The 26,823-nt window shown below is 68.5% G+C and carries 27 protein-coding genes; 8 read left to right on the top strand and 19 right to left on the bottom strand.

Features of this window, described 5'->3' with window-relative positions:
• Positions 1–135: 135 nt before the first annotated feature.
• From WBK31_RS12885 to cas10, 8 genes are all read right to left on the bottom strand, one after another.
• Positions 136–1,332 (bottom strand): RAMP superfamily CRISPR-associated protein, encoded by a 1,197-nt coding sequence (locus WBK31_RS12885; RefSeq protein WP_364070456.1) that lies wholly within the window; start codon positions 1,330–1,332, stop codon positions 136–138.
• A complete protein-coding gene (locus tag WBK31_RS12880) occupies positions 1,332–2,720 on the bottom strand; it encodes a hypothetical protein (RefSeq protein ID WP_378789446.1) in 1,389 nt (462 codons plus the stop codon). Before WBK31_RS12880 ends, WBK31_RS12885 begins: the two co-directional genes overlap by 1 nt.
• Positions 2,717–3,457 (bottom strand): hypothetical protein, encoded by a 741-nt coding sequence (locus WBK31_RS12875; protein WP_378789447.1) that lies wholly within the window; start codon positions 3,455–3,457, stop codon positions 2,717–2,719. Before WBK31_RS12875 ends, WBK31_RS12880 begins: the two co-directional genes overlap by 4 nt.
• Before the next feature lie 185 nt (positions 3,458–3,642).
• Entirely contained in the window at positions 3,643–4,443 is an 801-nt protein-coding gene (gene cmr6 / locus WBK31_RS12870; RefSeq protein ID WP_406674896.1) for a type III-B CRISPR module RAMP protein Cmr6, read from the bottom strand.
• Positions 4,436–4,888, bottom strand: a complete 453-nt coding sequence (locus tag WBK31_RS12865) for a type III-B CRISPR module-associated protein Cmr5 (RefSeq protein ID WP_378789451.1) — start codon at positions 4,886–4,888, stop codon at positions 4,436–4,438. The genes cmr6 and WBK31_RS12865 overlap by 8 nt, the downstream gene beginning before the upstream one ends.
• Entirely contained in the window at positions 4,869–5,714 is an 846-nt protein-coding gene (gene cmr4 / locus WBK31_RS12860) for a type III-B CRISPR module RAMP protein Cmr4 (RefSeq protein ID WP_364070443.1), read from the bottom strand. Before cmr4 ends, WBK31_RS12865 begins: the two co-directional genes overlap by 20 nt.
• Positions 5,711–6,775, bottom strand: coding sequence for a type III-B CRISPR module-associated Cmr3 family protein (locus WBK31_RS12855; protein WP_406674895.1), 1,065 nt, complete (start codon positions 6,773–6,775; stop codon positions 5,711–5,713). The genes cmr4 and WBK31_RS12855 overlap by 4 nt, the downstream gene beginning before the upstream one ends.
• Positions 6,772–8,457 (bottom strand): type III-B CRISPR-associated protein Cas10/Cmr2, encoded by a 1,686-nt coding sequence (gene cas10, locus WBK31_RS12850; protein WP_364070438.1) that lies wholly within the window; start codon positions 8,455–8,457, stop codon positions 6,772–6,774. The genes WBK31_RS12855 and cas10 overlap by 4 nt, the downstream gene beginning before the upstream one ends.
• Before the next feature lie 306 nt (positions 8,458–8,763).
• Here cas10 and WBK31_RS12845 point away from each other — a divergent pair, with 306 nt between their 5' ends.
• Positions 8,764–9,459, top strand: coding sequence for a TetR/AcrR family transcriptional regulator (locus WBK31_RS12845; RefSeq protein ID WP_364070436.1), 696 nt, complete (start codon positions 8,764–8,766; stop codon positions 9,457–9,459).
• Positions 9,460–9,626: 167 nt separating this feature from the next.
• Here the strand turns inward: WBK31_RS12845 and WBK31_RS12840 are convergent, their stop codons facing one another.
• From WBK31_RS12840 to WBK31_RS12825, 4 genes are all read right to left on the bottom strand, one after another.
• Positions 9,627–10,388: a hypothetical protein gene (locus WBK31_RS12840; RefSeq protein WP_406674894.1), complete on the bottom strand. Its 762-nt coding sequence runs from the start codon at positions 10,386–10,388 to the stop codon at positions 9,627–9,629.
• Between the two features lie 71 nt (positions 10,389–10,459).
• Positions 10,460–11,149: a CRISPR-associated endoribonuclease Cas6 gene (cas6, locus tag WBK31_RS12835; RefSeq protein ID WP_364070431.1), complete on the bottom strand. Its 690-nt coding sequence runs from the start codon at positions 11,147–11,149 to the stop codon at positions 10,460–10,462.
• Positions 11,150–11,544: 395 nt separating this feature from the next.
• On the bottom strand, positions 11,545–12,138 hold the full coding sequence (locus WBK31_RS12830) for an IS3 family transposase (protein ID WP_406675485.1): 594 nt from the start codon (positions 12,136–12,138) through the stop codon (positions 11,545–11,547).
• A complete protein-coding gene (locus tag WBK31_RS12825; protein WP_364069500.1) occupies positions 12,023–12,412 on the bottom strand; it encodes an IS3 family transposase in 390 nt (129 codons plus the stop codon). The genes WBK31_RS12830 and WBK31_RS12825 overlap by 116 nt, the downstream gene beginning before the upstream one ends.
• A gap of 1,028 nt (positions 12,413–13,440) precedes the next feature.
• Here WBK31_RS12825 and WBK31_RS12820 point away from each other — a divergent pair.
• Positions 13,441–14,412 carry an ABC transporter substrate-binding protein gene (locus WBK31_RS12820; RefSeq protein ID WP_378789463.1) on the top strand — a complete coding sequence of 324 codons (972 nt, stop codon included), beginning with the start codon at positions 13,441–13,443 and terminating at the stop codon, positions 14,410–14,412.
• A gap of 167 nt (positions 14,413–14,579) precedes the next feature.
• Here the strand turns inward: WBK31_RS12820 and WBK31_RS12815 are convergent, their stop codons facing one another.
• Entirely contained in the window at positions 14,580–14,987 is a 408-nt protein-coding gene (locus WBK31_RS12815; protein WP_364069490.1) for a DUF6294 family protein, read from the bottom strand.
• Between the two features lie 67 nt (positions 14,988–15,054).
• Between WBK31_RS12815 and WBK31_RS12810 the strand changes: the two genes are divergently transcribed.
• A complete protein-coding gene (locus tag WBK31_RS12810) occupies positions 15,055–15,990 on the top strand; it encodes an alpha/beta fold hydrolase (RefSeq protein ID WP_378789465.1) in 936 nt (311 codons plus the stop codon).
• A gap of 57 nt (positions 15,991–16,047) precedes the next feature.
• On the opposite strand, the gene WBK31_RS12805 is transcribed toward WBK31_RS12810, so the two are convergent.
• A complete protein-coding gene (locus WBK31_RS12805) occupies positions 16,048–16,257 on the bottom strand; it encodes a hypothetical protein (protein WP_364069486.1) in 210 nt (69 codons plus the stop codon).
• A 1,448-nt stretch (positions 16,258–17,705) separates the two neighbouring features.
• Between WBK31_RS12805 and WBK31_RS12800 the strand changes: the two genes are divergently transcribed.
• A complete protein-coding gene (locus WBK31_RS12800) occupies positions 17,706–18,962 on the top strand; it encodes a hypothetical protein (protein WP_406674893.1) in 1,257 nt (418 codons plus the stop codon).
• A 262-nt stretch (positions 18,963–19,224) separates the two neighbouring features.
• Here WBK31_RS12800 and WBK31_RS12795 read toward each other — a convergent pair whose 3' ends face one another.
• Positions 19,225–19,872: a hypothetical protein gene (locus WBK31_RS12795; protein WP_406674892.1), complete on the bottom strand. Its 648-nt coding sequence runs from the start codon at positions 19,870–19,872 to the stop codon at positions 19,225–19,227.
• 484 nt (positions 19,873–20,356) lie between these two features.
• Here WBK31_RS12795 and WBK31_RS12790 point away from each other — a divergent pair, with 484 nt between their 5' ends.
• Positions 20,357–21,238 carry a cation diffusion facilitator family transporter gene (locus WBK31_RS12790; RefSeq protein WP_364069480.1) on the top strand — a complete coding sequence of 294 codons (882 nt, stop codon included), beginning with the start codon at positions 20,357–20,359 and terminating at the stop codon, positions 21,236–21,238.
• A gap of 51 nt (positions 21,239–21,289) precedes the next feature.
• On the top strand, positions 21,290–21,646 hold the full coding sequence (locus WBK31_RS12785) for a metalloregulator ArsR/SmtB family transcription factor (protein ID WP_364069478.1): 357 nt from the start codon (positions 21,290–21,292) through the stop codon (positions 21,644–21,646).
• A 22-nt stretch (positions 21,647–21,668) separates the two neighbouring features.
• Here the strand turns inward: WBK31_RS12785 and WBK31_RS12780 are convergent, their stop codons facing one another.
• Genes WBK31_RS12780 through WBK31_RS12765 form a run of 4 tightly spaced genes read right to left on the bottom strand, consistent with a single transcriptional unit; the run spans position 21,669 to position 24,264 of the window.
• Complete coding sequence (locus WBK31_RS12780) at positions 21,669–22,712, bottom strand: flavin-containing monooxygenase (RefSeq protein ID WP_406674891.1); 1,044 nt, start codon at positions 22,710–22,712, stop codon at positions 21,669–21,671.
• Positions 22,713–22,760: 48 nt separating this feature from the next.
• Positions 22,761–23,504 carry a helix-turn-helix transcriptional regulator gene (locus WBK31_RS12775; protein ID WP_406674890.1) on the bottom strand — a complete coding sequence of 248 codons (744 nt, stop codon included), beginning with the start codon at positions 23,502–23,504 and terminating at the stop codon, positions 22,761–22,763.
• A complete protein-coding gene (locus WBK31_RS12770) occupies positions 23,468–23,896 on the bottom strand; it encodes a hypothetical protein (protein ID WP_406674889.1) in 429 nt (142 codons plus the stop codon). The genes WBK31_RS12775 and WBK31_RS12770 overlap by 37 nt, the downstream gene beginning before the upstream one ends.
• Positions 23,893–24,264 (bottom strand): ArsR/SmtB family transcription factor, encoded by a 372-nt coding sequence (locus tag WBK31_RS12765; RefSeq protein ID WP_406674888.1) that lies wholly within the window; start codon positions 24,262–24,264, stop codon positions 23,893–23,895. The genes WBK31_RS12770 and WBK31_RS12765 overlap by 4 nt, the downstream gene beginning before the upstream one ends.
• A 175-nt stretch (positions 24,265–24,439) precedes the next feature.
• Here WBK31_RS12765 and WBK31_RS12760 point away from each other — a divergent pair, with 175 nt between their 5' ends.
• Entirely contained in the window at positions 24,440–24,808 is a 369-nt protein-coding gene (locus tag WBK31_RS12760; protein ID WP_406674887.1) for a DUF488 domain-containing protein, read from the top strand.
• Positions 24,809–24,833: 25 nt separating this feature from the next.
• Positions 24,834–26,813: an aconitate hydratase gene (locus tag WBK31_RS12755; protein WP_406674886.1), complete on the top strand. Its 1,980-nt coding sequence runs from the start codon at positions 24,834–24,836 to the stop codon at positions 26,811–26,813.
• The last annotated feature ends 10 nt before the right edge of the window (positions 26,814–26,823 follow it).

Genomic DNA, 26,823 nt, shown 5'->3' with positions numbered 1-26,823 from the left:
TCGGAATGATCGGAAGGGGTGGCGGATGGCGACCCTGCGTTACATGTAGCCTGTGACCTGCGGGTATGCGATGCGCCATCCGAGCCCTTTTCGGCGGTTGGCGATAGCTTCTGTACGAAGGTCGTTGCATGCGGCTCACTGAACCTTGTCAGACTTCTGTAGGTGCTCTGCGGTGAAGGCGAACCAGTCATCAAGTTCGGCTTTGACAGCGTCCTCATCTGGTCTCTCAACGTGAGCAGGTCGACGGCCGACGCCTCCGCTCCCCTTTTTGACCCGAAGCTTCATGTCCTCCGGAAGCCATTCGGCGTGGAAGGCGAGGGAGCGCAGCAGCCAGCCACCGCGGCCGTTGGTGACTCGGAGCCAGAGGGGTGAGGCACGGCGTGCCGGGGTTCCATCGGCGGTGACGGGTTCGACGGTGACCGACTCGGAGTGGCCGTGGACGGTGTAGACGACAGGCAGACCGAGCGCGCCGGCGTTGAACACCCCTGTTGGAGCAGTCCCATTCGCATACGGCCTGGCTACCTCTCGGTATCCGGCGGTATTCGGGAGCTTTCCGTTGCCGCGAGGGTCTGTTTGATGGCGGAAGGCTTTGAGCAGCTCTCCGAGGGACGCAAGGGCGTCCGTGTCCTGCCCGCGGATGTTCATCGGATGGTCTTCGACGCGATACCACCCTTCGGCGAAGCACGGATAATGCGGCTGGCCGGAGAAGGTTCCTTTGCGTATTCCCAGCTCCTTCAGTGCCTCGGCGACGCACGCGAGCACGTGCGGAAGGTCGGTATGGCTGTTCCGGATCAGCCACTGTCGATCGAAAGCGGACGCCTGCAGCTCGAGTCTGGTCGACTGATTGAACGCCAGGGTTCCGAATCCGCGCCGAGCGCGGGCGCCTATGCCGCCGAACGTGCGCAGCGCCCACAGTGCGCTCAGGAACAGGTCGGTGTGCAGGGCGGAGCCATCGTTTTTGACCTTGAGCGGCAGGCTGCATGGGGGCAGTTGGCGGGGTTTGGGGTCGGTGGTGAGGCCAGGGCCCATCAGGTAGGCGAGATCTCCTTTGGCTTCCGGCGCGCCGACGTTGATCCTGTTGCCGCGGAGCAGGATTCGCGAGGGACGCGACGAACCGTCCGAGGCCGCTCCGAAGAGTTCGGCCTCGGCGCGCAAGAGCTCGGTGATGTCGTCTCCGACGTAGGGGCCGGCCAGGGCGCGCAGCCAGTACGCGAGGGTGCCGCGCAAGCTGGGGATCGGGAACATCATCTGCCCTGATCGCATGCCGACGCGGGGATAGCGGCCCAGGAAGGCCCTGGTCACCGTGGACAACGGCAAGGAGTGCCAGGTCATCAGACGGCCTTTCGCCAGGAGACATGGGCAAGGGGCGCGGTGATGGGCCGGTCGTCCCAGAGGATCTGCAGGAAGACGCCTGAGACGAAGCTCCATGCTGTGGCGGTCAGCACCATCACCCATGGATTCACGGGGTCGAGCAGGGGGGCGCACTTTTCCGGTGTCCACCAGCATGCGATGCTCACCGTCGTGCCGCCGGCCCCTTCCGCGTGCTCGTTGAAGGCCGGTACCACGAAGCGGAGGCCGATGATGCTCACCAGCGCGGCGTGACCGAACCCGAAGGCGCTGACGGCTCCGACCCGGCTGGCGAGGGAACGGCGCGGAACACCATGATTTCCGGCCTCGATGAGGAGGTATCCGAAGCCGATCGCCAGGAGGATGCTCGCGGTGATGATCGTCGCGTTGGAGGACTTGGACCACCAGTCGGGATGGAGTGCGGACAGTCCGAGCAGGCCCACGGCGGAGCTGGCCGGTTGCCGGAGCAGCCATAGCCAGCTGAAGGCAGGTTCGAACGCCGACCAGACGGCAATGAGGCCGTATGCACACAGGCCCAGCAGGGCGCCGGCGGTGTACCCGTCCATCCAGACACCGAAGCCAGCGGTCAGTACGGCCCCGGTGGCGAGCAGGAGGATGAATGCCGCGGCGCACATGCCGAGGGCAAGACGTTTTCCGTGCAGCCGGTACAGGACGCGCAGTGCGGCGTGCCAGGCGAATCGGGGCAGGAGGATGCGGGTGACGACCGTGCCGGCGATGCCGGCGCGCGGAGGGTCTTCGGGTGAGCGGCCAGTGCCGAGTGCGGCTTGACTGATCTCCACAGCGGTGAGATCGATGGCCTCGTCCTCGACGTTGAGGCGGCTCTCAAGGCTGGGGTGCTCGTGGATGTTCTCCAGCACCGTCAGCCATTCTTCGCGCGCCTGCCGAGCTCGTTCGATGCCCGAGTCGAGCAGTTGCTCGCCCATCAGCTTCTGACGGAATGGAGCTGAGAGGAGAAGCCATCGGGTCCGTATAAGGAAGGCCGCGCCGAGTTTCGCGTCCCGCTCGACGAGAACGGGTACTTCCTTGTTGATCGCGAGCGCGTACCAGGCCTCGTATATTTCGACGTACGTACGCCAGCGGAGCAGATGAGGTTCCTCCTCGACCATGATCTGCCACGGTTCGTCGCGGACACGGAACGCACGTGCCGCGTGACCGGGGTGAAAGGCGAAGAACCTCCACAGAGCGCCGCCTGTCTGGCCGGCGAACACCTTCCGCCAGGCCTCGATCCGCTGATCGGACGAAGGGCCCAGCAAGGCGTCACTGAGATCCGTGCCGCTGGCGAGTTCCGGTACGGGCTCGTGATCGTCCCAGGTCTCGCCCGGCAGGCGAATCAGGTCGGCGAGCGCGCTCATCGCGCACCGTCGTTGTTACCGGACACTCCCTCTTCGCCGAGGACGGCCAGGTAACCACGTCCGAAGTCGTTGAGCCTCCAGCCGGAGCTGTCCTGTTCCCAGGCGACGCCGGTATGGAAGGGATTCAGGTCGTTGCTCGGGGGGTGGCCTTTCTTGACCCGCAGCAGTTCGGCTCGCATGAGCTTCGGGAAGGGCTCGGGGAAGTGACGCAGGTTGATCCTGGTCGCACCGCCGTTGTGGTCTTCGAAGGTGTACCAGGCGGACGTTGTTTTCGGGGCCATCGAGTGCACGATCTCGGTCATGGCCAGGGTGTGCAGCAGCGTTACTTTGAACCCGCCGGTCAGGTGCACTTCCAAGGGCTCATTGAGCAGGTGCGCTGCTCGCAGGACATGGCCGATGGCTCCCACCGCCTGATCGAGGTCATGCGGAAGCCCCGGCAGCCGGACGATCGTGACCGTTCCTGGATGGATCACGCCTCGGAACTCGCTGGCTTCGATCTCGGACGTGGGCCCGGAGAGGTATCGGATCCGTTTGCCGTCGCCTGCTGCGATCATGTAGGCCACGCAGAACGCGGCCGAGATCCCCTTGCGGGTGTCGGAGGCGAGCAGTATGACGCGCTGGTCACGACTGGTCAGGCGGACCAGTCCTCGCTGGCTCAGCGTACTGGTCTCCGCGCAGATCTCCGCGGGCCAGTCGTGGAGTTTCGCGTCCCTGGCCGCACGGTCGCACATGGCCATGGCGGAGCTGATGACGTCCGCGTCCGGGATCCGGTCCCTCTCATGGCTCGTGAGCGGAGTCTCGGTGGCCCACCGTTCCAGCGCATCGGTGATTTTCCGGAGTTTCGCACCGACAGGAGGGGCAGGGCTGTCTCTCCTGTCCCATGCCCCGAGAACGGATATCCCGCAGGGCACAACGTATACCGTCACGTGACGACCTCCAGATAGCCGTATCCTGACGCGGTCTTCGCCCCGACGCCCAGGTCGTTGACCGCTTCTCGGAGCAGGCAGGCCGCATCCGACAGGTGTGGCTCCGGACCGGCCAGGTAGGCGATGAAAGAGCCTCGTTCGACGGCAAGAAAGGGGACGGGGACGGGGTTGATGTGTTCCCCAGGAGCAACGGGCCCGTCCGCGGGAGCGTTACTGCGATACCCCCGCGTGTGCGGGGTGAGGACGTGTTCGACCACCTCTACCCCCGCAGGGCCGGGAAGCGCGTCGAAGAACGTCACCCGGCCTGGCTGAGGCTTGTCGGCGTCCGGGTCGGTACCGAAGATGTCCGTCATGGGTTTCCCGTGCCGGCGGGCGTACTCCCGGGTCACGCCTTTGAGGGAGCTTCCGGGCAGGATGGGCCAGCCATAGGTGCTGTCCAGCTCGATTCCCACGTCATGGACGCCGCCTGAGCCCGTACCTGTCACCAAAGCGCCCTGCACGCGTAGTTCGATCGACACGTACCGGCCTTGTGAGGCCGAAGCCACGGCGTCGGCCCGGCGGCGGGCCACGGCGGCGACGAGCTCGCATGCCTTGATACCCGCTTCTTCTCCCTGGCCGAGGTTGTAGGCCGCAGCGACCTTGTACAGCGGGTCATCGACCAGTTCGGGAGCATCACCAGTCTTGATCACCGCTGATCGGTGCAGGATCAGCCGCCCGTTCGCCGACGACAGTGCGGGCAGCCTGCCGGGCGCGTCAACGGGGAAGAACTCCCGCAACGGGCCGAAAAGCTCAAGCATCTTGCGGCTCCTGCGCTGCGGCCGCCTCCTGCTCTCGTTCGAGAGCCTCGGCCAGGCGGCTCAGCCAGACGGCGAACTGCTCCAACCGCGCTGACAGCAGGGCTGTGTCCGCTGGGTGCCCTCTCAGGTGCTGCGTGAGCCGATCGAGAAAGTCAAGGTCGAGGGACGGACGCCCGGCCTCGTCCCAGCCGAGTACGGCACAGATTCGAGCGCGCAGCTCCGTGCCCACGACGTCGTACGCCTTCTCGAGCGGATTCTCGGTCCCTCGCTTGGCCGTGTAGTAGGCGAGTGACGGGAGCACTCCGCTGGTACGGAGCATTGCGGGCAGGCTCGCCAATCTCGTCAGCACCTCTGGCGAGACGTTGCCGTTCGCGTCCTTTCTGATCTTGTTCAATGCCCGCATCGCGTCAGCGGCAAGATCGTGGTCAACTCGCTGCAGCGCCATCAGCCCTCCACAGCCGGCACCACATCAGTCCTTTGCCGATGCTCTCGTCCCCGCCGACCCGCAGCACCTGGCCGTCCAGCCTGGCCAGCACTTCCATGTGCTCGGACCTGCCTTCCACCAGCGCCGCCAGCAGGCTCTCGCCTGGCAGGTACTCGCTGTAGAAGGGTCCATGGCGTACGGTCTTCGTCGGTTCTTCGGCTGCGCCGTTCAGCTGGACCCTGGCCACCACGGGCGCGCATTCCCGGCTGACTGCGGCCAGCAGTTCGTCACCGCCGTTGATCATGTCGCCGGCGAACTTCTTCCGGAAGAAGTCATGGTCAGGCAGCGCCCGCTCGGCGATCTGCTCCGCCCACGTTCCGAGCTCTTCGCTGTGCTGGCTGTCGACCACGTATGGGCCCACCACCAGCTTGGCCGTGCGCTTCTGGGTCACCAGGCACCTCGGGCCGGGTACCTGGGGAGCCTCCGGCAGCGACAGTCCCGCCAGGGCCGCTTTGCGGTTGAGCCTGGCCTGCGCCACGGGTGATGTCACCCAGGCGAACGTGCCCTTGATCGTCGGCGCCGGGAAGGCGACCAGCTGCGCCTCGTGCACCCGTACCGCACCAGGCCGTGTCTGTTCACGGGACTGCGTCACGTCGGACCCGAACATCTCCGTGCACAACTCGTCGTCGCGGAAACGTTCGCGCAATGCGCCTTTGAGGCTTTCCCCCTTGATGATCGGCAGTCCGGTAGCCACCTCGCGCTGGATCGGCAGGTCCACCACGCCCGATCCTGTGTCGGCTCCCGCGTGCACCGGCGTTTCCGCGTAGAGGAACAGCAGTGCCCTCACCACGACCACCGCCCGGCGAACGCGAAACCGAATCCCGCTGTCCTCAACCAGTCCTCCGCCTGTTCCAGGGGTTCGTCATAAAGCTGCTCTGCCGCCCGTTTCGCGGCGTTTTCGTCAGCGAACTGCAGGTAATAGACGCTGCCGGCCGGGACCGCCCACATCAGCCGCCCGCCGTGCATTTTCCCGCCCGAGGCGGTGACCGTGGTGATCACCTGCGCCGGTCCGACCGCCGCCGTCACCAGTTCCGCGCCCGGAAGCACCGGTTTCCAATCACCGCCCGGGAAGATCGCGGGTGCGGCCAGGTACAACACCATGCGTCCGTCGGGGAACGTGTCGGCGGATTCGGGCATGAGCACCTGCTTCGGTTCGTGAACCTGGGCGCGATGTCCGCGCCCGCCGAAGTTGACCACGTCCACGATGTGCCGGTCCTGCGGTCCGCCGATGCAGCGCGCGGCCAGCCCGTGCCCGTCGGCCAGGCGCAGATGCTCAGCGGTGTACAGCATCCCCTCTGCGGCCGTTCTCTCCTTGGTACGTGCCAGGCCGACCCGGCGTTCCACCCTCCACGGCGTGTGGCGCTCGCTGTCCGTCCAGAAGATGCTGGGCTCCCAGTCCACCTCGCCGTGGCGCAGGTAGGACGTGAGCGACTCGCGGTCCCACCAGCCCTGCCCGGGCTCGCTGTCCTCTTCGTCGGCCAGGTACGCACTGATCTCGTCGTCCAGATCGGTGCAGGCTTGCGAGTGGCGGGGTTTCAGGCGCTGGAGCCGATTTCTGACTTTGACGACGTCCAGCGGAAGCGGCCAGTGCGTCTCCCAGCAACTGTCGCCGGCCGGGGACACGACGAACGGCCCCTGCACCCGATCGGGCAGCACGCTTCCTCGCGCCTTGGGATCGCGGCCGGCTCCGGGAGAAGCCCCGTAGGCTGCGCCGACCGCCCCCGCGATGGTGGTCGGGCTGGGCAGGACGGCTCGTGCCTGGGTGTTCACTCCCGCGTCGAAGGCGCGGCCGTCGCGGATGATGATGGTGTCCAGCGGTTCGATGACCAGCCAGCGTTCGCCGCTCACCGGTTTCCCCCGCGCAGGAAGTGTGCCACCAGCAGCGCGTCGACCGGGAGCTCGACGCGGTCCCCGCGTCGCACACACAGGGCGTGCAACGCCGGGCCGACCTCCTCCGGCATGCCCTGCCGTATTGCACGACGTCGCAGCTCCCGCTCCAGCCAGTCAGGCGTCAACGTGGCCAGTTCGGCGGCATCCCGCTCCATCCCGATCGCCAGGCCAGGCGACAGCGTCCCGGCGCTGCCCATCGCCTGGACGAGGGCGTCCACGTGGGCGAGCGCCGTATCGTCTTTCAGCCGCCACGGCGCTACCCACCGCACCCGCTCACCGCTGCGACGCTGAACCGCCACCGCAAGCCCGGGACGGGCACGATCCTTGGCCTCCTCCAGCAACTGATGGGCTGCAGCAACCGCCGACTGCAAGGGGAAGGAGACGTGGAAGAACACCAGCGCCGTACTCACGGTCGGCGTCTGTCCGGTCACCACACCCTGCAGCGTGGTCCCGAACACCTCCGCTGAACGCTGGGCCGCCTTGAGTGCTGTGGCCATGGGCACCAGTGCGAGCAGGTCGTCGCCTCCGGCGTAGACGACGCTTCCGCGGCAGTCTTCGATCGCCGTTCGCTGCTGCTTGCCCGCTTCGCCCAAGGCAGCCGACACCTTCTGGTGCCAGTCACGGAAGGAGCCGATCGCGCGGTCGCGGTCGCCGAGGGTCTTGCCCATTTCGTCGGCGTCTTGCGCCAGCACGGCGAGATAGGGGCTGAGAGGCGGCAGCTTGTGCGTTTCCGCTCGCCTTTTCAGGGCATTCGCAGCGTCTTGTCCGAGCTCACACCAGGTCTCGTCAGGGCGCACCGCCAAGTCGTAGTCGCGTCTTAACCTGCCAGGGTTCCACGTCTCGGGCGCACACCAGGCGCCTTCCACCGACCGCAGCCACTCCGCGTTGTTCTCACCGGCGAGCCGGGCAATACCCGGCAAGCCCTTGTGGCCTCGGCTTCCCTGCTGGGCCTGGCGTACCACTTCGTCCAGGTGTCCCAGCACCTCACGCAGTTCCGCGATCTCCTTCGAACACTCAGCGTCGGTCTCGGCGAGCTCACTCAGCGCATGCCGGTACGGCGCAGATGCGATCGACCATGTGGACGGGAACTTCTCCTGGCCGCCGCTGAAGCGTTTGATCAAGCCGATGCTCGAGAGGTACTCCCCCGGCTTCGCATGACCGTCGGCGTGGATGCGGTCGGCCGGCCAGCGTCCGCTGAGTGAGCAGATCCGCTCGGCCGTTACGGGGGCGAAGGTGAAGTTCCTGATGCGCTTACGCCGTCCAAGGAGGTCCTGCGCACAACGCCACTGCGCGTCGTAACCCTCCTCCATCGGTGGCACCACGACCCACTGCACATCGGGAAAGCCCACGACAGGCGCGGCTTGAGCCCTCTTTCGGAGACGTTCCCAGCGCTCATGAGCGGCATCTGCCATTTTCTGCGCGACCGTCCTGCCGCTGCCGGCGGGCGTGAGGACGACCACTCGGTTCGGGGTGCCGGCGGCTTCGCCCGTAACACCTGGCAGCACCACCTCGCCGGCCTCGCGCGCCGAGTTCACCATCGTCGCCGCCAACGTCGACATGATCTCGCTGGACGCGAACAGGTCTGCAGTTCGCCGCGATTCGGCCACGAACCGCTGGACACCTGGAATCGTGACGATCACCAGGTCCTGTCCCTCTTCACCTGTGCACGCCACAGACGCATCTCCCACAAAACGCAGACTCGCAGAACTGGACAAAACACCACGAAGACTGCCGATTGCAGCCCAATATGAACCATCATGGCCACGCCGAGAGAGCCAGCCGCCGCAATCGAGTGAAGACCATTAACTCCATGAATTACCGTTAGCGCAAGCGGAACGACGGAATCGGACAGCCCTCCTTCATCCATGCGGCAACACAGAAGCCCGTAAGAGGGATAAGTGGAAGACCGTTATAACGACACGACATCCGCAACCATGCCAAGACGCGTGAAACTACGTGAACAACTCATAAGGGATGCCAAAGCGGTGGCTCGGGAGCACATCGCCACCCATGGGGTCGACGGTCTCACCCTTACCGGTGTAGCGCGACGCCTCGGTGTCAGCCCTCCAGCGCTGTACAGATACTTCGACGGCAGGCAGGGGCTCATACGTGCCGTCTACGACGACCTCACCGCCGACCTGGCCGACACGATCGAAGCAGCCGTGCAGCGCCAGGATCGCGATGACGTCGCCGCGCAGATGCACGCGGCCACCCGGGCCGTACTGACCTGGACCCTCGCCAACGCCGCCGGCTTCAGCCTCCTTATGGGTGCCCACTACCCCGCCATAGCCGAAGCCGAGGCAGGCATGCCCACGGTGATCTTGCAGTCCCTGGGCGATCTGTTCGGCGAGTTCTTCGTCCGCTTCGCTCAGAGCGGTCAGCTGAGATACCCCGCTGACGACGAGATCCCTCCAGCCCTCATCCCCCAGTTGAAGATCTATCGGGAGTCGGTCAAACCCGGCCTGCCGCTCGGAGTCGCCTACATGATGATCTACTGCTGGCGGCAGATCTACGGCATCCTCTGCATGGCCACCCATAGGCACCTCGCCTTCGCCTTCGACGATCCCGAGCCTCTGTACGAGGCGATGATCGTCGACCTCCTCGCCCACCTCGGCGTCAAACCGAGCGCCAACCTGCGGTGAACAAACGAAGGCTGCCGACGCTGCGCATCCGGCCGCAGCCGCGCAGCCCCTGGCCACGCTCCGGTCCGCCTACTCCTTCACCGCTCAGCTCACCAGCCGTAACCGGCGCCGGCTTCGTTTTATCCGGACATAGGGTCGTTACCGGGATCAGATCACTCGAATCGCGTTCACAGACGCGACCACCATGGCGAGGGGCCTGCCACCTCGCCAACCTGTGCCGTGAGACCTTCTCCCGGCCCCTGACCTGCGCTCGTAGCGCCCTCAGCAGACGATCCGGCTGCTCCCGCTCGCGGAAGATCACCCGGCCGACAGCCGCCGCCCCGTCGACCGCCGTCCTCCGACGCTCCATAGCCCGTCGCAGATCTCTCCAACCCCGCCTCAGTCGGCAACCCCTTGAACCCGGTCTGACGGATGCGGGCTGCGCACCGTACGTTCTGGCTGGTGAAGTGGCGCTCAACCTGCGGGTTGTCGCACATGAGCACCGTCGCCGAGCCCGCCGTGACCCACGCGCCGTACGGGAGCGCCCAGAGCGCCACGCGGCAGCCCCGGCACACGGGCCAGCCTGCCGTCCCGGGTGGCAATGTGTTCAGCGACCGGTTCGAGTCGAACAACGGCAGGGTCATCTTCGACCACAACGTGGTGCACCGCTGCCCACAGAACGTGCAGGCCCGGCCGGGTCCTTCGGCGTCGTCGGGAAGGAACAGCTGGTTGGCCTCGCGGCTCAAGACCGCGCGGTCCTTTGAGCGCTTGTTGTGGGTGAGCTTGGAATTCGGGTAGAGCGCGAACAGGATCTTCCACCAGTCGTACGCGCCGATGCCCGGGCTCGCGGTCGCTGACTCGACCGCGTCGTCCACGATCCGCTTGATGACGCCTTCGAGTTGTTCGTCCGTGACGTCCTCGACCCGTTCACGACCGGCGAGCGTCGCCACCGCCCATGCTCCGCAGCGCTGCAGGGGGTGCTCGGTGAGGCGTAACGGCGATGCCGGGGACCGGACGACGCTTACCTGATCCACCCGAATCCTTCCACGGTGGACAGGCCGAGCCCCCACTCGTATATCGCATCCAGCAACTGGGGTGACGCGGTCACACGAATGCGCGCCGTGGCGCCAATGCGAAACCCTTTCGCGACATCAAAGCGACGGCGCGGGCCGGACTCCAGGACTTCAACTTCTACGTCGGACGGGAGACCGAGGAGATCCGCCTTGTGCCGGATGTTGTGCGCCAGCCCTTTCTGAAAATTCTCGTCGTCCGGGAGAATGTACATGCCATCATGTTTCACCAAAACCGGCGAAACCGCATCGAAGACCGCAACTCCGTCCGAATGGTTCGCGCTGCTTTCCAGCTGGACGCCGACCACCGACAGGACGACTGAGCCCCAGCGGATCTCGCGTCGCCCCGCCACCGCTGCCAGCAGGCATGCCGCGATGCGAGGTACTGGAGAGCCCATCGAGATCGCGCCCTTCGGGGCGGTCGCATAGATGCCTCGACCTGGTCGCGCATCAGGGAACAGCGGCGGAGAAATGCCCACCGGCCGCAAGGAGCCGCCCTTCCAGCCGACATTGTGCAGCTCCTCAGCGATCTCGGGATCCTGGCTCCGGATCAAATCATAGATGACCGCTCGAGCCGGGCCATGAACGTCTTTCCATGGAATAACGGTCGCATCGGTCGCAATATCCACCCGAAACCGCATTCAACCCCTCCTAGGTGTCCATGCCGAACGTGGCCCAGTATTACCTGCGAGCCCCGAATATTTCTGGAGAATCCTCAAACTGCCGCCTATATGCCGAAGACGGCCAAGATCGCCGCATCGCTGGTTGGTCTGGCAGACCACACTGCTCTGACGACTGGCCAACGCCGCAGCGACATCACCGTCCTTCCTCGAGGGGAGCGGCGCGGTCCCTCTCCCCCTCGCCAGGTACAGATGGACGAGTCGTCACTGACGGAGGAGCAGCAGCGTGATGGGGTTCGACGGCAGCGGCCTGCCGATCATGTGCCCTCTTCACGGACCGCTGAATGGCTCTGTGACTCTGCCGGCGCGCTCCCGCTGAGCTTTCTCCGTTGTGGCGGACACCGTCGTTGGGGTGGTCAAGCAGTGGCGGTGGTCTCGTAGTCGGCGGGGCTGCGGTAGCCCAGGCTGCTGTGGAGGCGGTGGAGGTTGTACCAGCCTTCGATGTACTCGAAGATCGCGTGGTGGGCAGCGGCGCGGGTGGGCCAGGAGCAAAGGTCGAGCAGTTCGCCTTTGAGGGTGGCGAAGAACGATTCGGCCAGCGCGTTGTCCCAGCATTGGCCGGTGCGCCCGACCGACAGCCGCACGCCGAGTTGTGCGGCCAGGCGGGCGTAGCCGGCGCTGGTGTATTGGCAGCCGCGGTCGGAGTGGAAGATCACCGGTCCGGCCGGGTGGCGGCGGGCGCAGGCCTGCTGCAGGGCCTCGGCGACCAGGCCGGTGCGCAGGTGATCGGCGGTCGCCCAGCCGACCACGCGGCGGGAGGCGATGTCGATGACGGTGGCCAGATACAGCCAGCCTTCCCCGGTGGGGATGTAGGTGATGTCGCCGCACCAGCGCTCATCGAGCCCGGCCGGGTCGGGGGTGAAGTCGCGCTCGATCAAATCCGGTCGCGCGCCGGCGTGTAAGTCGGGGATGGTGGTGGTCTGCCGGCGGGGCCTGTAGCGGCCGGCCAGGCCGAGCGCGCGCTATCAGCCGGGCCACCCGTCTGCGCCCGCACCGCTGACCGTCCTGCCGCAGCTGCGCGTGCACGCGGGGCGCGCCGTAGCTGCCCCGGGAGCGGGCGTGCACCCGGGCGATCTGCTCGGCCAGCTCGGCGTCGCGGGTTGCGCGCGGGCCGGGGGTGGCATTGCGGCGGGCGTAGAAGGCGGCACGGGAGACTCCCAGCAGCTCACAGGCGCGTTTGACGCTGTGGCCGCCTTGCTCTTCCGCCTCGATGAACGGGTGCACGCTCACCGGGTCTGTTTGGCGAAGAAAGCCGTCGCTCGCTTGAGGATGTCGACGTCCTCGTGCAGGCGCCGGTTCTCGCGCCGCAACGCCGCCAGTTCCTCCCACTCGCTGCTGGTCACCGTGATGAGCGGATCAGTGTCTGGTAGGTGTCGCCGAGCTGGTGGCGCTGCGATCCCTCCAGGGTAATGAGCGGACGAGGGCGGCGGGGTTCAAGCCGTTCGGCAAGCCGGCGTTGCGATCCCTCCAGGGTGATGAGCGGACCCCAGGGTAAAGCCGCAGGTCACAGGGGTGGGTCGACGGGCTTGAAGCGCGGATTTTGCAGCAGTCCGGCGGTAGTGCAGATACGCAGGTCAGGAGGGGTGCCCGCCCGGCGATCCGCACTGCCATGGATGGCACTCTAGCCTCGGGACACCGCCGAGGCGAGGGTCGGCTCGCGCTGCCCGGAAGCGACGAGGGTAGGGGCATGAGCCCGGTCGACATGCGTCCTAGGAAGTGCGGAGGCGGTTGCGCATTGCGCCTCGCACCAGTCCAGACCTGCGGCGACGACAAGTGGGGTCAAGGTCAGGAACACGTGCCGCGCATCGGCTGGTGTGAGGCGGCGGGGATGTCACGTTCCGGTGTGCCTCGCCGTGCGCGGAAGACGGCGAAGATGAGCAGATCGAGGGCTACCGGGTCGGTGCGGAGGGGTGCCGCCCAGGCGGATTGGCGGAGGTCTCGGATGGGCCGGGCTGCGGCGCCGCGGCGGCGTCGTGGCGCGTATCCGGAGCGGTTGAAGCGCGGCACGATCGCCGGGATGATCAGCGAGACCCGGCCGGTGTGCCCGCAGCAGGAGCACCTCGAGCTGTTCGTCGACACGTGTCTGTACGTGGCGCAGCAGGCGGGCCGCCCGCTGCCCGCCGCGCTGGGCGATCGCGAGGCGTGGCGGGCGGCGTACCGGGAGCTGCTGCTGGGCATGGCCGGTGCGCGCAGCGCCGACCGGCAGGCGGCGGAGGCGGTCAAGCGGCTTCAGGCGCTGGACAGCGGCTCAGATGAGCCGCGGGTATCGGGCCCCCGGCGAGGCAGGCCGACGGCGTCAGGCGGTGGAGGAGGACCGTACGCCTCGCCGGAGGCCCTCGAAGCGGACCTACGTCAAGGTCCTCAGCGCCCTCGCGCTGGTGGCCGCCGTCGGGACGCTGTCGGCCGGCCCGACGTCGAGCGCGCAGGTGGGCGGCGACGGGGTGTTCCGGGTGGGGGCGCTGGTGCCCAAGACCGGCGGGCTGCAGTTCTTCAACCGTCCCATGGCCGCGGGCGTGCGTCTCGCCGTCGCCGACATCAACGCGGCGGGCGGCGTGTACGGCCGGCCGGTCGCGGCGATCGAGACCGACTCGGGCGACTCGGACCGCCACGTCATCCCGGCGCTGACGCGGCTTCTCGCGCAGCGGGCGAACGTGGTCGTCGGTCCCGTCACGTCCTCGATGTCCCTGGCCATAGCGGATCACGTCAAGCACGCCGGCGTCGTGCAGATCTCCCCCACCGCCGCCTCCGACCGGCTCACCGGCCTCGACGACGACGGCCTGATCTTCCGCATGGCCGGCCCCGACGCCAACCAGGGCAGGCTCCTGGCCCACCTCATCGAGGCCGACGGCGCCCGCCGGGTCGGCATCCTCGCCCGCGGCGACGCCTACGGCGCCGCGCTGAGCGGGCACGTCCGCGACGCGCTACAGGTTCCGGCGCGGGTGGAGACGTACGACGCCGCCGCCAAGACGTACGCCGAGGACGTGAAGAAGATCAAGGCGTGGGAGCCGGACGCGATCGTCATCGCCGGCTTCACCGAGACCGCCGATCTCGCCCGCGAGCTGGTACGGCAGGGCCTGGGCAGCGGCGACCACCGGTGGTACTTCGGCGACGGATACCTCGCCAACGGCGGGGACACCGCGGCCTCGCTTCCGCCCGGCATCCTCGACGGGGCCAAGGCGGCGCAGGCGGGGCGGAGGTGTCCGCGCCGTTCGAGCAGCGGCTGAGGTCCGTCGACTCGACGCCGGTGAACTTCACGTACGCGCCCGAGGCGTACGACGCGACGGTGGTCGCCGCGCTGGCCGCGATCGCCGCCCCCGCCACGGCCAGAGCGAGCCGGCGGCTCGATCGGGTCATGCGCATCACCTGTATTCAGGAGTCGACGAGGCCGGGGTCAGCAGTGCCGGCTCAGCCTGATCCAGCCGACCAGGTCGAACAGGTCGCGGTCGAACTGTCCCTTGGCGCGCCACCGGTAGGTCCAGTAGGCGTTGGGCAGGTTCTTGACGAACTTGGTGCTGCTGCCGCCCGCCACCCGGATCTGGCCGAGGACCGCGCCGTCCTCGTCCAGGAGGTACGTCCACATCAGCCATGCGTCATCACCCGAGGTGCTGGACACCTTGGCGTCGAGCCGCGCGGTGCCGTCCGGATCCAGCGTCCAGGTGGCGCCCGGGCTGATGCGGCAGTCGCCCGCCGTCATGGCGCGCTTCCGGGTGAACACGCTGGGGTCGGTGTCGGCGGCGGCCGGCGCCGCGGCGGCCGGGCTCACGATCAGCCCTGCGGCCAGGACGGCGGTGCCGAGCACAGCTTTGCATCGACTGGCAGAGGCCACGCCATAGCCCGCCGCGTCCGCCCGGACGCCGCTGCCCGCCGTGCCCGTCCTGGTGATGGCGGGCGAGCTGGACATGAACAGCCCCACCGAAGTGGCCCGCTCTCTGCGAGCCTTTCCGAACGTGACCGTCGTGCGCGTCCCGTTCGGGCCGCACGCACTGACGTCCCCCGCCTCCCCGATGGGTGATTGCGTACGCGGCATGCTGCGCACCTTCCTGGCCACCAAGCAGGTGACCGACCAGAAGTGCACCGGCGAGACCTACCGTGCCCTCGGCGCCTTCCCCCAGACCGTAGAGGACGTGCCGCCGTACCCCACCCGCGGGCTCAGCACCACCCAGCGGCGGGTGCTCGCGGCCACCTTCCCCACCGCCGCGGACGCCACCGCCCGCCGCAACCCCGACAGCACGGTCTATGCGCGGGTACCGAACGAGCCAGGGCTGCGGGGCGGCCAGGTCACCTTCGGCGAGGACGTCCTGCTTCACGAGGTGCGGTTCGTACGCGACCTGCAGGTCAGCGGACACATCAAGCTGTCAGCGGACGGCCACGCCACCGCCGCACTCCACGCCAAGACCGGCGGACGCACCCACGAGGTGACGCTGACGTGGGCGGCGTTCTCCACCCACCAATCCGTGTCCGGCACCTTCGACGGCATCCCCTTCGACAGCCGCCCCTGCCGCCGTCAGCGGGACGGACGGCTGCACGTGCGGGGTGCTAACAAGGCTGCCTGCCCGGGTTGCAATCCCTCCAGGGTGATGAGCGACCCCCAGGGTAAAGCTGCAGGTCCGACAAGGAATTCGACAAGCTCACGGTACGGATTCTGCAGCAGTCCGCCTGTAGTGCAGATGCGCAGGTCAGAAGGGGTGCTCGGCGCGGCGCTTTCGAGCTCCCCGAACGAGCGGTACCCCTTCCCACATGCGACCTTGCGGCTGGCAGGCCACCGTTTGACTTCGCTTTCCGCCCTTCGGGGTCAAGGGTAGATCTTCTACTGCTCTCGCAGCATGGTGACGTACTTATCGATCCGCGCTGCCCGCGTCTCAGGCTTTTTCGCACTTGCTCTTGGCCCTGCGTAGTGTGAAGCGCTGCAACCAGTACTCGTCGTCGAGTTTGCTCTTCTGCCCGTCGATCCAGCCGAAGCACAGTGCCACCTCAAGGGCCTCGGCGTAGGTGATGGACGCGATGCCGGATTCCTTCTTGGTCCGGGGCATGCGGGCGCGGGCGTCCGCAGGGTCGAAGTGGCGCCGCATGCTCTCGTCTGCATGTCCACGACTCGGCAGCCGTGGCCGCTGTTCGGCCGAGCTCTAGTCGGATCACAGCGCGGGATGAGACATATGCGGCCGATCGACGATCTTGTTCAGGTGCCTGTCGCGGGCAGGTTCACGCCTCATCACCGTCGATGAAAAGGGGCGAGTGCGAAGCGATGCGTCGGTGCGCCGCCGCCGCCCGAACTCGCCCTTTTCCTTGATCCTCCCGATACGCAACGCACAATGCTGGTTACGCACTGCGCTGATACTAGCGTGGGCTGCTGGGATCGGTAGGGCGTTCTGGATAAGTGAAGGGAGAGCCCCGATCTCCTGCAGGAGCCCCGCACCGGCCAGGAAGGCCGCCTGCCATGGCCGAGAGGCCCCGGCGCGGACTCGCGATCCGCCTAACAGGAGCGTCAAGCGTCAAGTGGATCAGACTCTCGCTTGAGCAGCCTCGTGAAGGTGCCGTGCCACGCAGCGCATACGAGGTGATGCGATCAATCAGGCAGGAGACCATGTGCAAGCGACCCGGCGGCGTGGGGTTGAAAGGGCCCCCTGCGGCCAGGCGACGCGCGGAAGCGTCGGTTGTACCTGGTCGTGCGAAGCATAGAAGCGTAAGAACGGCGGACACGCGTCGCGGCGCGATGGGTCAAGACTCTTAGATCACGACGTTCTCTTATACCGCTCAGGTGTAGCTGTCCGATTTCCTTGATCTTGAAGACCTTGTCATGGACGCCGGTTGTAATCCCTCCAGGGTGATGAGCCGACCGGTGGCAGCCTCAAGGAGGCCCACTACCTGCACGAGTTGCGATCCCTCCAGGGTGATGAGCCGACCCCCAGGGTAAAGCTGCAGGTCAGGCAGGTGGTCCGACAGGCTTGCGGCGCGGATTTTGCAGCAGTCCGCCGGTAGTGCAGATGCGCAGGTCGGAAAGGGTGTTCTGCGCGGTCGTCATCCCCGCCATGAACAGCACTCTAGTCTTTTCGCTGGCCGACGACAGTTCGGCGGCCGTCCCTGCTCCCCCACTTGGAGGCGGCGCTGCGCCGCTCCGTCTCGCCGCTCTTCGAGTGCTCGATTTCCGGGCTGGTAGAGCCAGCCTTCGTCCGAACGCCTTGGACAAGCAGCGCGTCCGTCCTCTATGCCCGCCGACCATCGTGAGCCTCACCCACCGGCTCCACGGTGACTCAGGGATAGATCTTCTTCTGCTCGCCCAGCATGGTGACGTACTCCTCCTTGTCGGGGGCGAACAGCGAGAGGGCCGGCGCCACACCCGACCCAGCATCCCGTCTCAGAAGCCGCCGCCCGTCTTTCCAGGCGTCCGCGACACCAGGGGCTCAACGAATCCTCAACACCTCCTCAACACCGCCCGGCGCAAGCTCGGAAAAGGTCAGAACCTCTGCGCGATCTCAGCAGTCCAACCGATCAAGACGCTCTCTTCCCTGGAGGATCCACGGTGTATCGGCCCAGGCGCATCCTCGTGGCGGTCCTGGCCGCCGGTCTGCTCAGCTCCTGCGGACAAAACGCGGGGAGCACCGGCGCGGCAAGCCCGCGCCCGCTGCCGTCCGGCACGCCGACGCCGTCCGCTTCCGCCTCGCCTCTGCCGGTCGCGCCGAAGACGCAGCTACCGGTGCCCAGCCTGTACGACACCTCCCGGGGCTGGGAGTCGAATCTGCCGGGGGACCAGTTCCCGCTGCCGCATTCCGGGGCGGTCGCCGTCGTCCAGGGCGGCGAGCTGACCGTGCTCGATGTGACCAACGGTCAGGTCCTGGGGAAGAGCACCGTGACGGGGCCCGGCTCGGTGTCGGCGTTCGCGATCACCGTGCAGGGCAAGGACTACCTGGTCGCCTCCTCGTCCGGCACCGTGGGCGGCGATGTGGTCCGCAAGGGCCGGGAGGTCACGACCATCGACATCTTCCATGCCCGTCCCACGGGGAACACCGTCAAGCCGGCGCACCACCTTGAGCTGGACGGCGACGGCTCGGTCACCAACGGCGGCGGCGGGCTGCTGGTGACGTTCGAGGACGACATCTTCATGACCGTGGATCCGGCCACGGGCGAGACGAAGAAGTACGACCTCAGGCGGCAGCGCCCGCCGGCCAGGGAGTGCAAGATCTGCATCGGCGTGAACGAGGTCCTGGCGGTCACGCCGCGCGGGCCGCTGCTCGCCATGAGCCCCCGGCCGTTCGATCATCACTGGATTCCGGGTTCCTGGTCGGCGAAGGACATCTCAGACAGCCGGGTCTTCATCACGTGGGTCAAGGACCACTTCATCGCGAAGTGGTACGACGACGCCGCCAAGCGCGAGACCTGGGCCGTCCTGGACGGAGCCACGGGAAAGGTCCGCGCCGAGGTCACCTGCGTACCCGATCGTCGCGACGACGATTCCGACGGGGCGGCCGTGTCCGCCGGCGGCCGCTACCTCGTCTACAGCCAGACGGCCTTCGACCTGGAGAAGGGCACCGGCCACTGCTTCGAGGAAACCGACCAGGACAAGCCGATCCACCTCAACGGGGTGACCGATGACGGCATCGCCTTCGGCGTCGCCCCGCCGACCGACGAGGTGGAGGACCCGCGCGTCATCGTCGACCTCGCCACGGGCCAGGTCGAGCCCGCCGACTACAGGGTGCGGCCGTTCGCCGACTACTCCGGATACGGCCTGTTCTGGGACGACTCCACGAAGACCATGGTCGCCTATCCCCACCGCACGTGACCTCACGAGAATCGCAGGACTGGGTGACCGGACGCGGTTGACGGCTTCCCTGTGGAGGAGGACACGTGTTCGCCCGCCGGGCAGAGAGCCGTCCGATCGGGTCACAGCGCTGATGGAGGCGTACGCGTCGCACCCGGATCGCCGTGATCAGCAGGCCGGCCGCAGGCACGTAACGCTGGGGCGGAAACGCGTGCCAGGGAGTGTTCACGAGTACCCATGGGCCAGACCGCTACGGGCGGCCAACTGACGAGTGCTCCGAGCCTCACCCGAGATGGTCTCCCGCCGTCTCGGCTCGTGAGGCCCGCCGCCGTAGGCGTAGGAAACGGGCGATCACGAGGCTGACAGCCACAGTGGCCGCCGTCCCCACGACCCGCTGCCCGATGCTCCTGACCGCATCGTTCCTCCCTGGCGGCAGCACCACCATCTGGACGGCCGCGCCGACCGGCACGGTCAGCCGGGCGAGGACACCGATCGCTCCCGGGTGCCCGGCGAGGGCACCGAGTACCGGACCGAACATGGCGCTCGCCACCCCCCAGTAGACCGTGTCGTAGAGGTAGGAGCCGGATGGGACGTCGTGGACGATCGTGTCGGCGACGCAGTAGGCGGCGGGCAAGGCCATCACGCCGGCGACGGCGCCCCGTGCCAGGCGACGGCCCGTGAGGGCGCCCCCTTGGCCACGGGTGGCCCACCATCCCGCCAGCACCCCCAGTCCTGCCCGCGCCCAGCCGGCGTCCAGCAGGATGCTGACGATCTCCATGATCGACCACCCTCGGATGGTGGCCTCGACGCTCTCCAGATCCACGGTCAGGGTGGCTGCGGCGTTGGCCGACGATGTGGCGGCGCCGAATACCGCGCCGACGGCCAGGGCGCTCGGCGGGGGGATGACGCTGCGCCGCAGGATGGTGGCCATGGGCGGCTTTCCACCAGATCGGAGCGGCTTTGCGTTCGCCCGAGGCGGCCCACCCGAACACTGTCGATCGTGGGCGTGAGGCGGCGAACCTGTCCTGTCGTGGAGGCGTTCGGTGGGAATTCCGGCGTTTTCACCGGTTGCACGGTAGGGCGCGTGCGCGAGGCTGTGCGGCCGTGAGCTGCGGGTGGCGATGAGAAGTGACCTGACCTGCATATTCGTCGCATGTGCTGTTGCGCAGGAGTGGCACCTGATTCGTTGTCGCGTGCGTACATGAATACATATACTCCCTTCACACTCACTGTCCGGTTCGGTGGGGAGGGCGGAGATGTCGGGCCAGCACGGACATGGGCATGGGCACGGTCACGGACAGCGGCATGCGGGTGGGATCCGGCGGGTCCTCAGCGGGATCAAGCATCTGCTCACTCCGCACGGTCACGACAGCGCGGACAGGACGGACGCCGCCCTGGAGTCCAGTGCGCGCGGGATGCGGGTGCTGGCCGTCTCGTTCGCCGCGCTCATGGTCACCGCTGTGGCCCAGGCGGTCATCGTCGCGTTCTCCGGCTCGGTGGCATTGCTGGGTGACACTCTGCACAATTTCGCCGACGCGCTGACCGCCGTTCCGCTGGGGATCGCGTTCTGGATCGGGCGGCGGGCGGCCACTCGCCGCTTCACCTACGGGTACGGCCGGGCCGAGGACCTGGCGGGTGTCGTCATCGTGCTGCTCATCGCCGCCTCGGCCGGGCTCGCCGGGTACGAGGCGGCCACCCGTCTCGTCCATCCTCAGGACGTCGAAGCGCTCGGCTGGGTGGCCGGCGCGGGGTTCGTCGGGTTCCTGGGCAACGAGCTCGTCGCCCGGTACCGGATCAAGGTCGGGCGGGAGATCGGCTCGGCGGCCCTGGTGGCCGATGGGCTGCATGCCCGTACCGATGGCTTCACCTCGCTGGCCGTGCTGCTCGGTGCGGGCGGGACCGCGCTCGGATTCCCCGTCGCCGACCCGATCGTGGGGCTGCTGATCACCGTCGCGATTCTGTTCGTGCTGCGGGACGCGGCGCGCGAGATCTACCACCGGCTCATGGACGCGGTGGACCCGGCGCTGGTCGAGCAGGCCGAGCGGATCCTCGCCGCCGTGCCCGGTGTCCGGCATGTGGGGGCGGTACGGCTGCGCTGGATCGGCCATGCGCTGCGCGCCGAGGTCGAGATCCAGGTGGATCACGAGTTGTCGCTGGTGGAGGCGCACGCGGTGGCGGTGGAGGCCGAGCACCGGCTGATCCACGAGCTGCCCCGGCTGAAGGCGGCCACCGTGCACGCCGACCCCGACGGCCCGGACGGGATCGACCACCACGCGCCCCTGCTCACCCACCGGTAGCGGGCGCGTCGTCCTTGCCCAGGACTGGGCGGCGGGAGAGCATACGTTGTCATGTACGCACCTGACGACCACTCCCCCGCCGGCGGCGCCCCCGAGCAGCCCACCGACGAACAGGTCAGTGCGGCGGTGGACGCGTTCCGGCTGCTGAGCGACGGTACGCGGCTGCGGTTGATGTGGTTGCTGTCCCACGGTGAGTACGACGTCGGCAGCCTCGCCGCGACCCTCGGCGTGGCACGCCCCTCGGTCTCCCAGCACCTGGCGAAGCTCCGGCTGGGCGGGTTGGTGCAGACGCGGCGGGAGGGGCGGCGCGTGGTGTACCGGGCCAGGGACGCTCATGTCCGCTCGCTGATCCAGGAGATGCTGTTCCACGCTGATCACGAGGTGTCGGGCATCCCCCGCCACGACTGACCGGCCTCCGCTTTTCGACGGTTCATCGGCGGGCGGTGCCGGTGCGGCGTCTCGACGTGTAGGTCTGTGCCACGCGGGCGGCGTCCTCCCCCACCCAGCCGAGGAGGGCGGAGCCGCGGCTGGTCTGGTACGGCAGGCCGACGTAGGTGAGGCCGGGGACGGGGCTGATGCCGCCGGCGTGGCGGGGCATGCCGGCGTCCAGGGCGCCGAGGATGCGCATCCAGCTGTAGTCGGGGCGGTAGCCGGTCGCCCAGATGACGGTGGACGGTGTCACGGTCCGTCCGTCGGCCGTTCGGAAGCGGACTCCCTCGGCGGAGACGATGCGATCGACGACGCGGACGCCCAGACGGCGCAGCCGCCTCGGGCCGGCGCCGATCAGCGGGTCGCGCTTGTGTACGAGGCGGCCGAGGCGGCTGGTGATCGGGGCTCGGACGATCCCGGCCCCATCGAGCCAGGCGAAGAGGTCGCGGCCGAGTACGCGCTGGGGCATCACGGGTTTGCGGGTGCCGAGGGCGAGGGTGACGTGCCGGTCCTGGGCCAGCTCGGCGGCGATCTGGATGCCGGAGTTGCCGCCGCCGACCACGAGTGCGGGGCCGTCGGGCAGGTGGCGGGGGTTGCGGTAGTGGGCGCTGTGCAGGGCGACGATGTCCGGTGCAAGGGGCAGGTCGGGGATGTGCGGGCGCTGGAAGGGGCCGGTCGCGACCACGACGCCGTCGGCGGTGAAGGTGTCGTGGTCGGTGACCGCTTCGAAGGTTCCGTCTTCCCAGCGGTGCAGGCGGCGTACGGGGGTGCCGAGGCGGATGGGCAGGTCGAAGTGCGCCGCGTACGTCTCCAGGTAGTCGGCCACCTCGTCCTTGCCGGGGTATCGGCGGCCGTCGCCGGGCAGTGGCAGGCCGGGCAGGGAGCTGTGGCGGGCGGAGGTGAACAGGCGCAGCGAGTCCCAGCGCCGCCGCCACGACTCCCCTATGCGCGTGTGGGCTTCGAGGAGCAGTACGTCATGTCCGGCCAGACGGAGTTCGCGGCCTGCGGCGAGTCCCGCCTGGCCGGCGCCGATCACGAGAATCATGCGTCCCAGCCTGGCCCGCCGCCCGCAATGGAGGCTTGAACGAACCTGCTATCCCCGCAGCCATCGCACCCCGGCCGACAGGACCGAGGGCGCGTCGCCCATCATGCGGCGGATCGTCCTGGACAGGTGTGCGGAGTCGGAGAACCCGGCGGTGTGCGCGGCGTCGGTGAGGGTGCCGCCGTCGGCAAGCGCGTACAGGGCGAGCCGGAGCCGCATCCACAGCACGTACGGCCGGAACGGCAGCCCGGCCTGCTCCCGGAACAGGTGGGCCAGCCGGCTCTCCGACAGGTGCACGGCGTCGGCGAGCGCGGAGAGCCGCACCTGCCCCGGCAGGGTCTCGTCGATGAGCCGCATCGCCTGCGCCAGCCCCGGGTGGAGATGCGCCGCCGGGACCGTTCCCGTGATCTCGTCGGCCAGGGCGATCAGGGTGGGCAGGTCGTGGCGGGGCGGCGGTGAGAGGTCGATGGCCCAGGCGGCGGCCGAGCCGGTGCCGGGCGGGTGGGCGAGGTCGCCGGCCTGGGCCGGGTCGATGAGGGCGAGCAGGCCGGCGTCGGTTCCGCGGACGATCGCATGCCGGGTGTTGGCCGGGATCAGCGCGGCCGTCAGCTCGTGCGCGGTCCCGTCGCCGCCGCGCAGGATCAGGCCGTCGCCGATGAGGAGTTGCACGGCGTAGTGGGCGTGCATGGCGGCGGCGCCGATGTGCCCGCCGTAGTAGAAGCGGCCGGGGGTGATCGCCGCCCAGCCTCGCCGTCCGTTCACCGGTCGGCGGGGCCGCAGCAGCCGTCGGAGCATGCGTCCGAGGAGGCGGCGGGTACGGCGCAGCAGGCGTCCCCGCGCCAGGCCGCGCGACCCTCCTTGACCGCGCCTGCGGCGTCGGCGGTGACGTACGCGGCCAGGGCGAAGAAGCCGACGGCGATCACGCGGAGCGCGGTGCGTTCGCGGCGTTCGTGGTCGGCGGCGGAGAACTGCCAGGCCACCGCGGCGGCCGAGGCGACCTCCCCGATCGAGTCGAGGCCGAAGCCGATGAGCGCGGCGGAGGAGGCGACGGCGCCCGCGGTGATGGAGACCACGGCCTCGATCACGTTGTACGTGATGGTCGCGGCCACCAGCAGCCGGATACGCCGCCGCAGAGCCGCCCGCCGGGCCGGGGCGGGCCCGATGCCGGGCAGGTCCAGCGCGCTCACGTCACCGCCTCCCCACCCGCGATCCCTCCCGGGCACAGCGCGACGGTGTGGCCGGTGGCGGCGAGCAGCTGCTGCGCCGACGCGAGCAGGTCCATCAGCTCCGGCCGGGTCAGGGAGTAGAACGACTGGCGTCCTTCGGCCCGGTAGGTGACCAGGCCGCAGTCGCGCAGGCAGGCCAGGTGCTTGGAGACGGTGGACTGGGCGAGGCCGAGCTCGGCGGTCAGGTCGAACACGCGGGCCTCGCCCCTGGTCAGGCGCTGCACGATGCGCAGCCGCGTCTCGTCCGCCAGGGAACGGAACAGCGCCGCCGCGGGAGACACCCCGGCTGCGATGCCGGCGCTCACGCACCGTCCACCGCCATCATCCATCGCTATGTGGCGATGATATGCGGCGAACGCTATGAGAAGGCAAGGCGGCTCCGGGTCCCGTGCCGCGGTAGGGAGCATCCGCCGCACGGCGAACATGACACTCTGCTGAACTCGCCTTGATGTCCACCGGCGTAGCGTCGGTGTCATGAGGGGTCGCCGGCGGTGAGGAGGAACCATGGCAGGCAAGACCCAGGTCAAGGTTCAGGTGCGCCGGGTCTATGACGAGCCGCGGGACGACGACGGCATCAGGGTGCTGGTGGACCGGCTCTGGCCGCGCGGGCTGACCAAGGACAAAGCCGCCCTCGACGAGTGGTGCAAGCAGGTCGCCCCCTCGGCGGAGCTGCGCACCTGGTATCGCCACGACCCGGAGCTGTTCGCCGAGTTCGCCCGCCGCTACCGCCACGAGCTGGAGGAGCCCGAGCGGGCGGAGGCGGTCGCGCATTTGCGTGAGCTCGCCCGAGGTGGCGTGCTGACGCTGCTCACCGCGACCAGGCAGGCGGAGATCAGCGAGGCGGCCGTGCTCGCCGAGGTGCTCCAGGAATGATCATCATGCGGCGAGGAGGTCCGGCATGGGGTACAACGTCGCGCAGAAACTGATCGCATCGCACCTCGTGTCCGGCGACATGACCGCCGGGCAGGAGATCGCGCTGCGGATCGACCAGACGCTCACGCAGGATGCGACGGGCACCCTGGTGATGCTGGAGCTGGAGGCGATGGATCTGGACCGGGCCCGGGCCGAGGTGTCGGTGCAGTACGTCGATCACAACCTGTTGCAGGCCGACGGCAAGAACGCCGAGGACCACGCCTTCCTGCGTTCGGCCTGTCACCGTTTCGGCCTGTGGTACTCCAAGCCGGGCAACGGCGTCTCCCACCCGACGCACATGCAGCGGTTCGGCGTTCCCGGCAAGACGCTGGCCGGCTCGGACAGTCACACGCCGGCGGCGGGTTCGCTGGGCATGCTGGCGATCGGTCTGGGCGGTATCGAGGTGGCGATGGCGATCGCCGGTGAACCGGTGTATCTGCGCATGCCGGAGATCTGGGGGGTGCGGCTGACCGGCGAGCTGCCGGCCTGGGTGAGCGCCAAGGACGTCATCCTCGAGATGCTGCGCCTGCACGGCGTCAAGGGCGGCGTGAACCGGATCATCGAGTACCACGGTCCCGGGCTGGCGCATCTGACGGCGATGGACCGGCATGTGATCGCGAACATGGGTGCCGAGCTCGGCGCGACCACCACGGTGTTCCCCGCCGACGATCAGGTCAGGGCGTTCCTGCGGGCCGAGCGGCGCGAGCAGGACTTCGCCGAGCTGCTCGCCGACACCGACGCCGCCTACGACGTCACCGACGAGATCGACTTGTCGGGCCTGGAGCCGCTGATCGCGCTGCCCAGCTCGCCGGGGAACGTGGTCCCGGTGCGGGAGGCGGCCGGTCGGCCGGTGGATCAGGTGGTGGTCGGCTCTTCGGCCAACCCGGGGTTGCGCGATTTCGCCGTCGTCGCGGCCATCGTGTCGGGGCGGCAGGCGCATCCGGGGGTGTCGTTCGACGTCAATCCGAGCTCGCGGCAGATCCTTCAGGATCTGACGAAGATGGGCGCCACGTTCACGCTGATCTCGGCGGGGGCGCGGCTGCACCAGTCCGGGTGCATGGGCTGCATCGGCATGGGCCAGGCGCCGGCCGCCGGGCACAACAGCCTGCGCACGTTCCCGCGTAACTTCCCCGGCCGGTCCGGGACACGTGAGGACGCGGTGTTCCTCTGCTCCCCCGAGACCGCCGCCGCGGCCGCGCTGACCGGCCGGATCACCGACCCGCGCGACCTGCCACGGCTGCTCGGCATCGGCTACCCGGATCTGGAGTTGCCGGCCGAGTCCAGCGTGAACACCGCCATGCTCGAACCGCCGCCTCCGGCGCAAGACTCCAGAGCGGAGCTGGTCAAGGGGGCGAACATCTCCTCGCTCCCCGACTTGCCGCCGCTGCCCGGCAGGGTGGAGGCGCCGGTCGTGCTCAAGGTCGGCGATGACGTCTCCACCGACGAGATCCTGCCCGCCGGGGCGCGGGTGCTGCCGTACCGGAGCAACATCCCCAAGCTGGCGGAGTTCACCTTCGCGCAGATCGATGAGACCTACGCCGGCCGGGCGCACGCCTCCCGCGACAGCGGGCACATCGTCGTCGGCGGCGCCAACTACGGTCAGGGCTCCTCGCGCGAACACGCCGTCATCGCGCCCCGCCATCTCGGCCTGCGCGTGGTCCTGGCGGTGTCGTTCGCGCGCATCCACTGGCAGAACCTCGCCAACTTCGGCGTGCTCGCGCTGGAGTTCGCCGACCCGCACGACTACGACCGCATCCAGCAGGGCGACACGCTCGTGCTGGACGACCTGAGGCGGGCGATCGGCGCGGACGGCGGCGAGATCACGGTCCGCAACGCCACCCGGGACCAGCACTACACCGCCCGGCACCGGCTGTCCGAGCGGCAGATCGCGATGGTGCTGGCCGGTGGGCTGATCCCCTGGCTGCGCGAGCGGCAGCAGCCGTCCGCCTCCCGCGAGGCCAGGTGAGGCCGCCGGA

Origin of the sequence: Nonomuraea sp. N2-4H (genome assembly GCF_045291505.1) — a bacterium.
GTDB lineage: Bacteria > Actinomycetota > Actinomycetes > Streptosporangiales > Streptosporangiaceae > Nonomuraea > Nonomuraea fastidiosa.
Note: the sequence above shows the minus strand (reverse complement) of the source record. Positions and strands in the feature narration are given on the sequence as shown.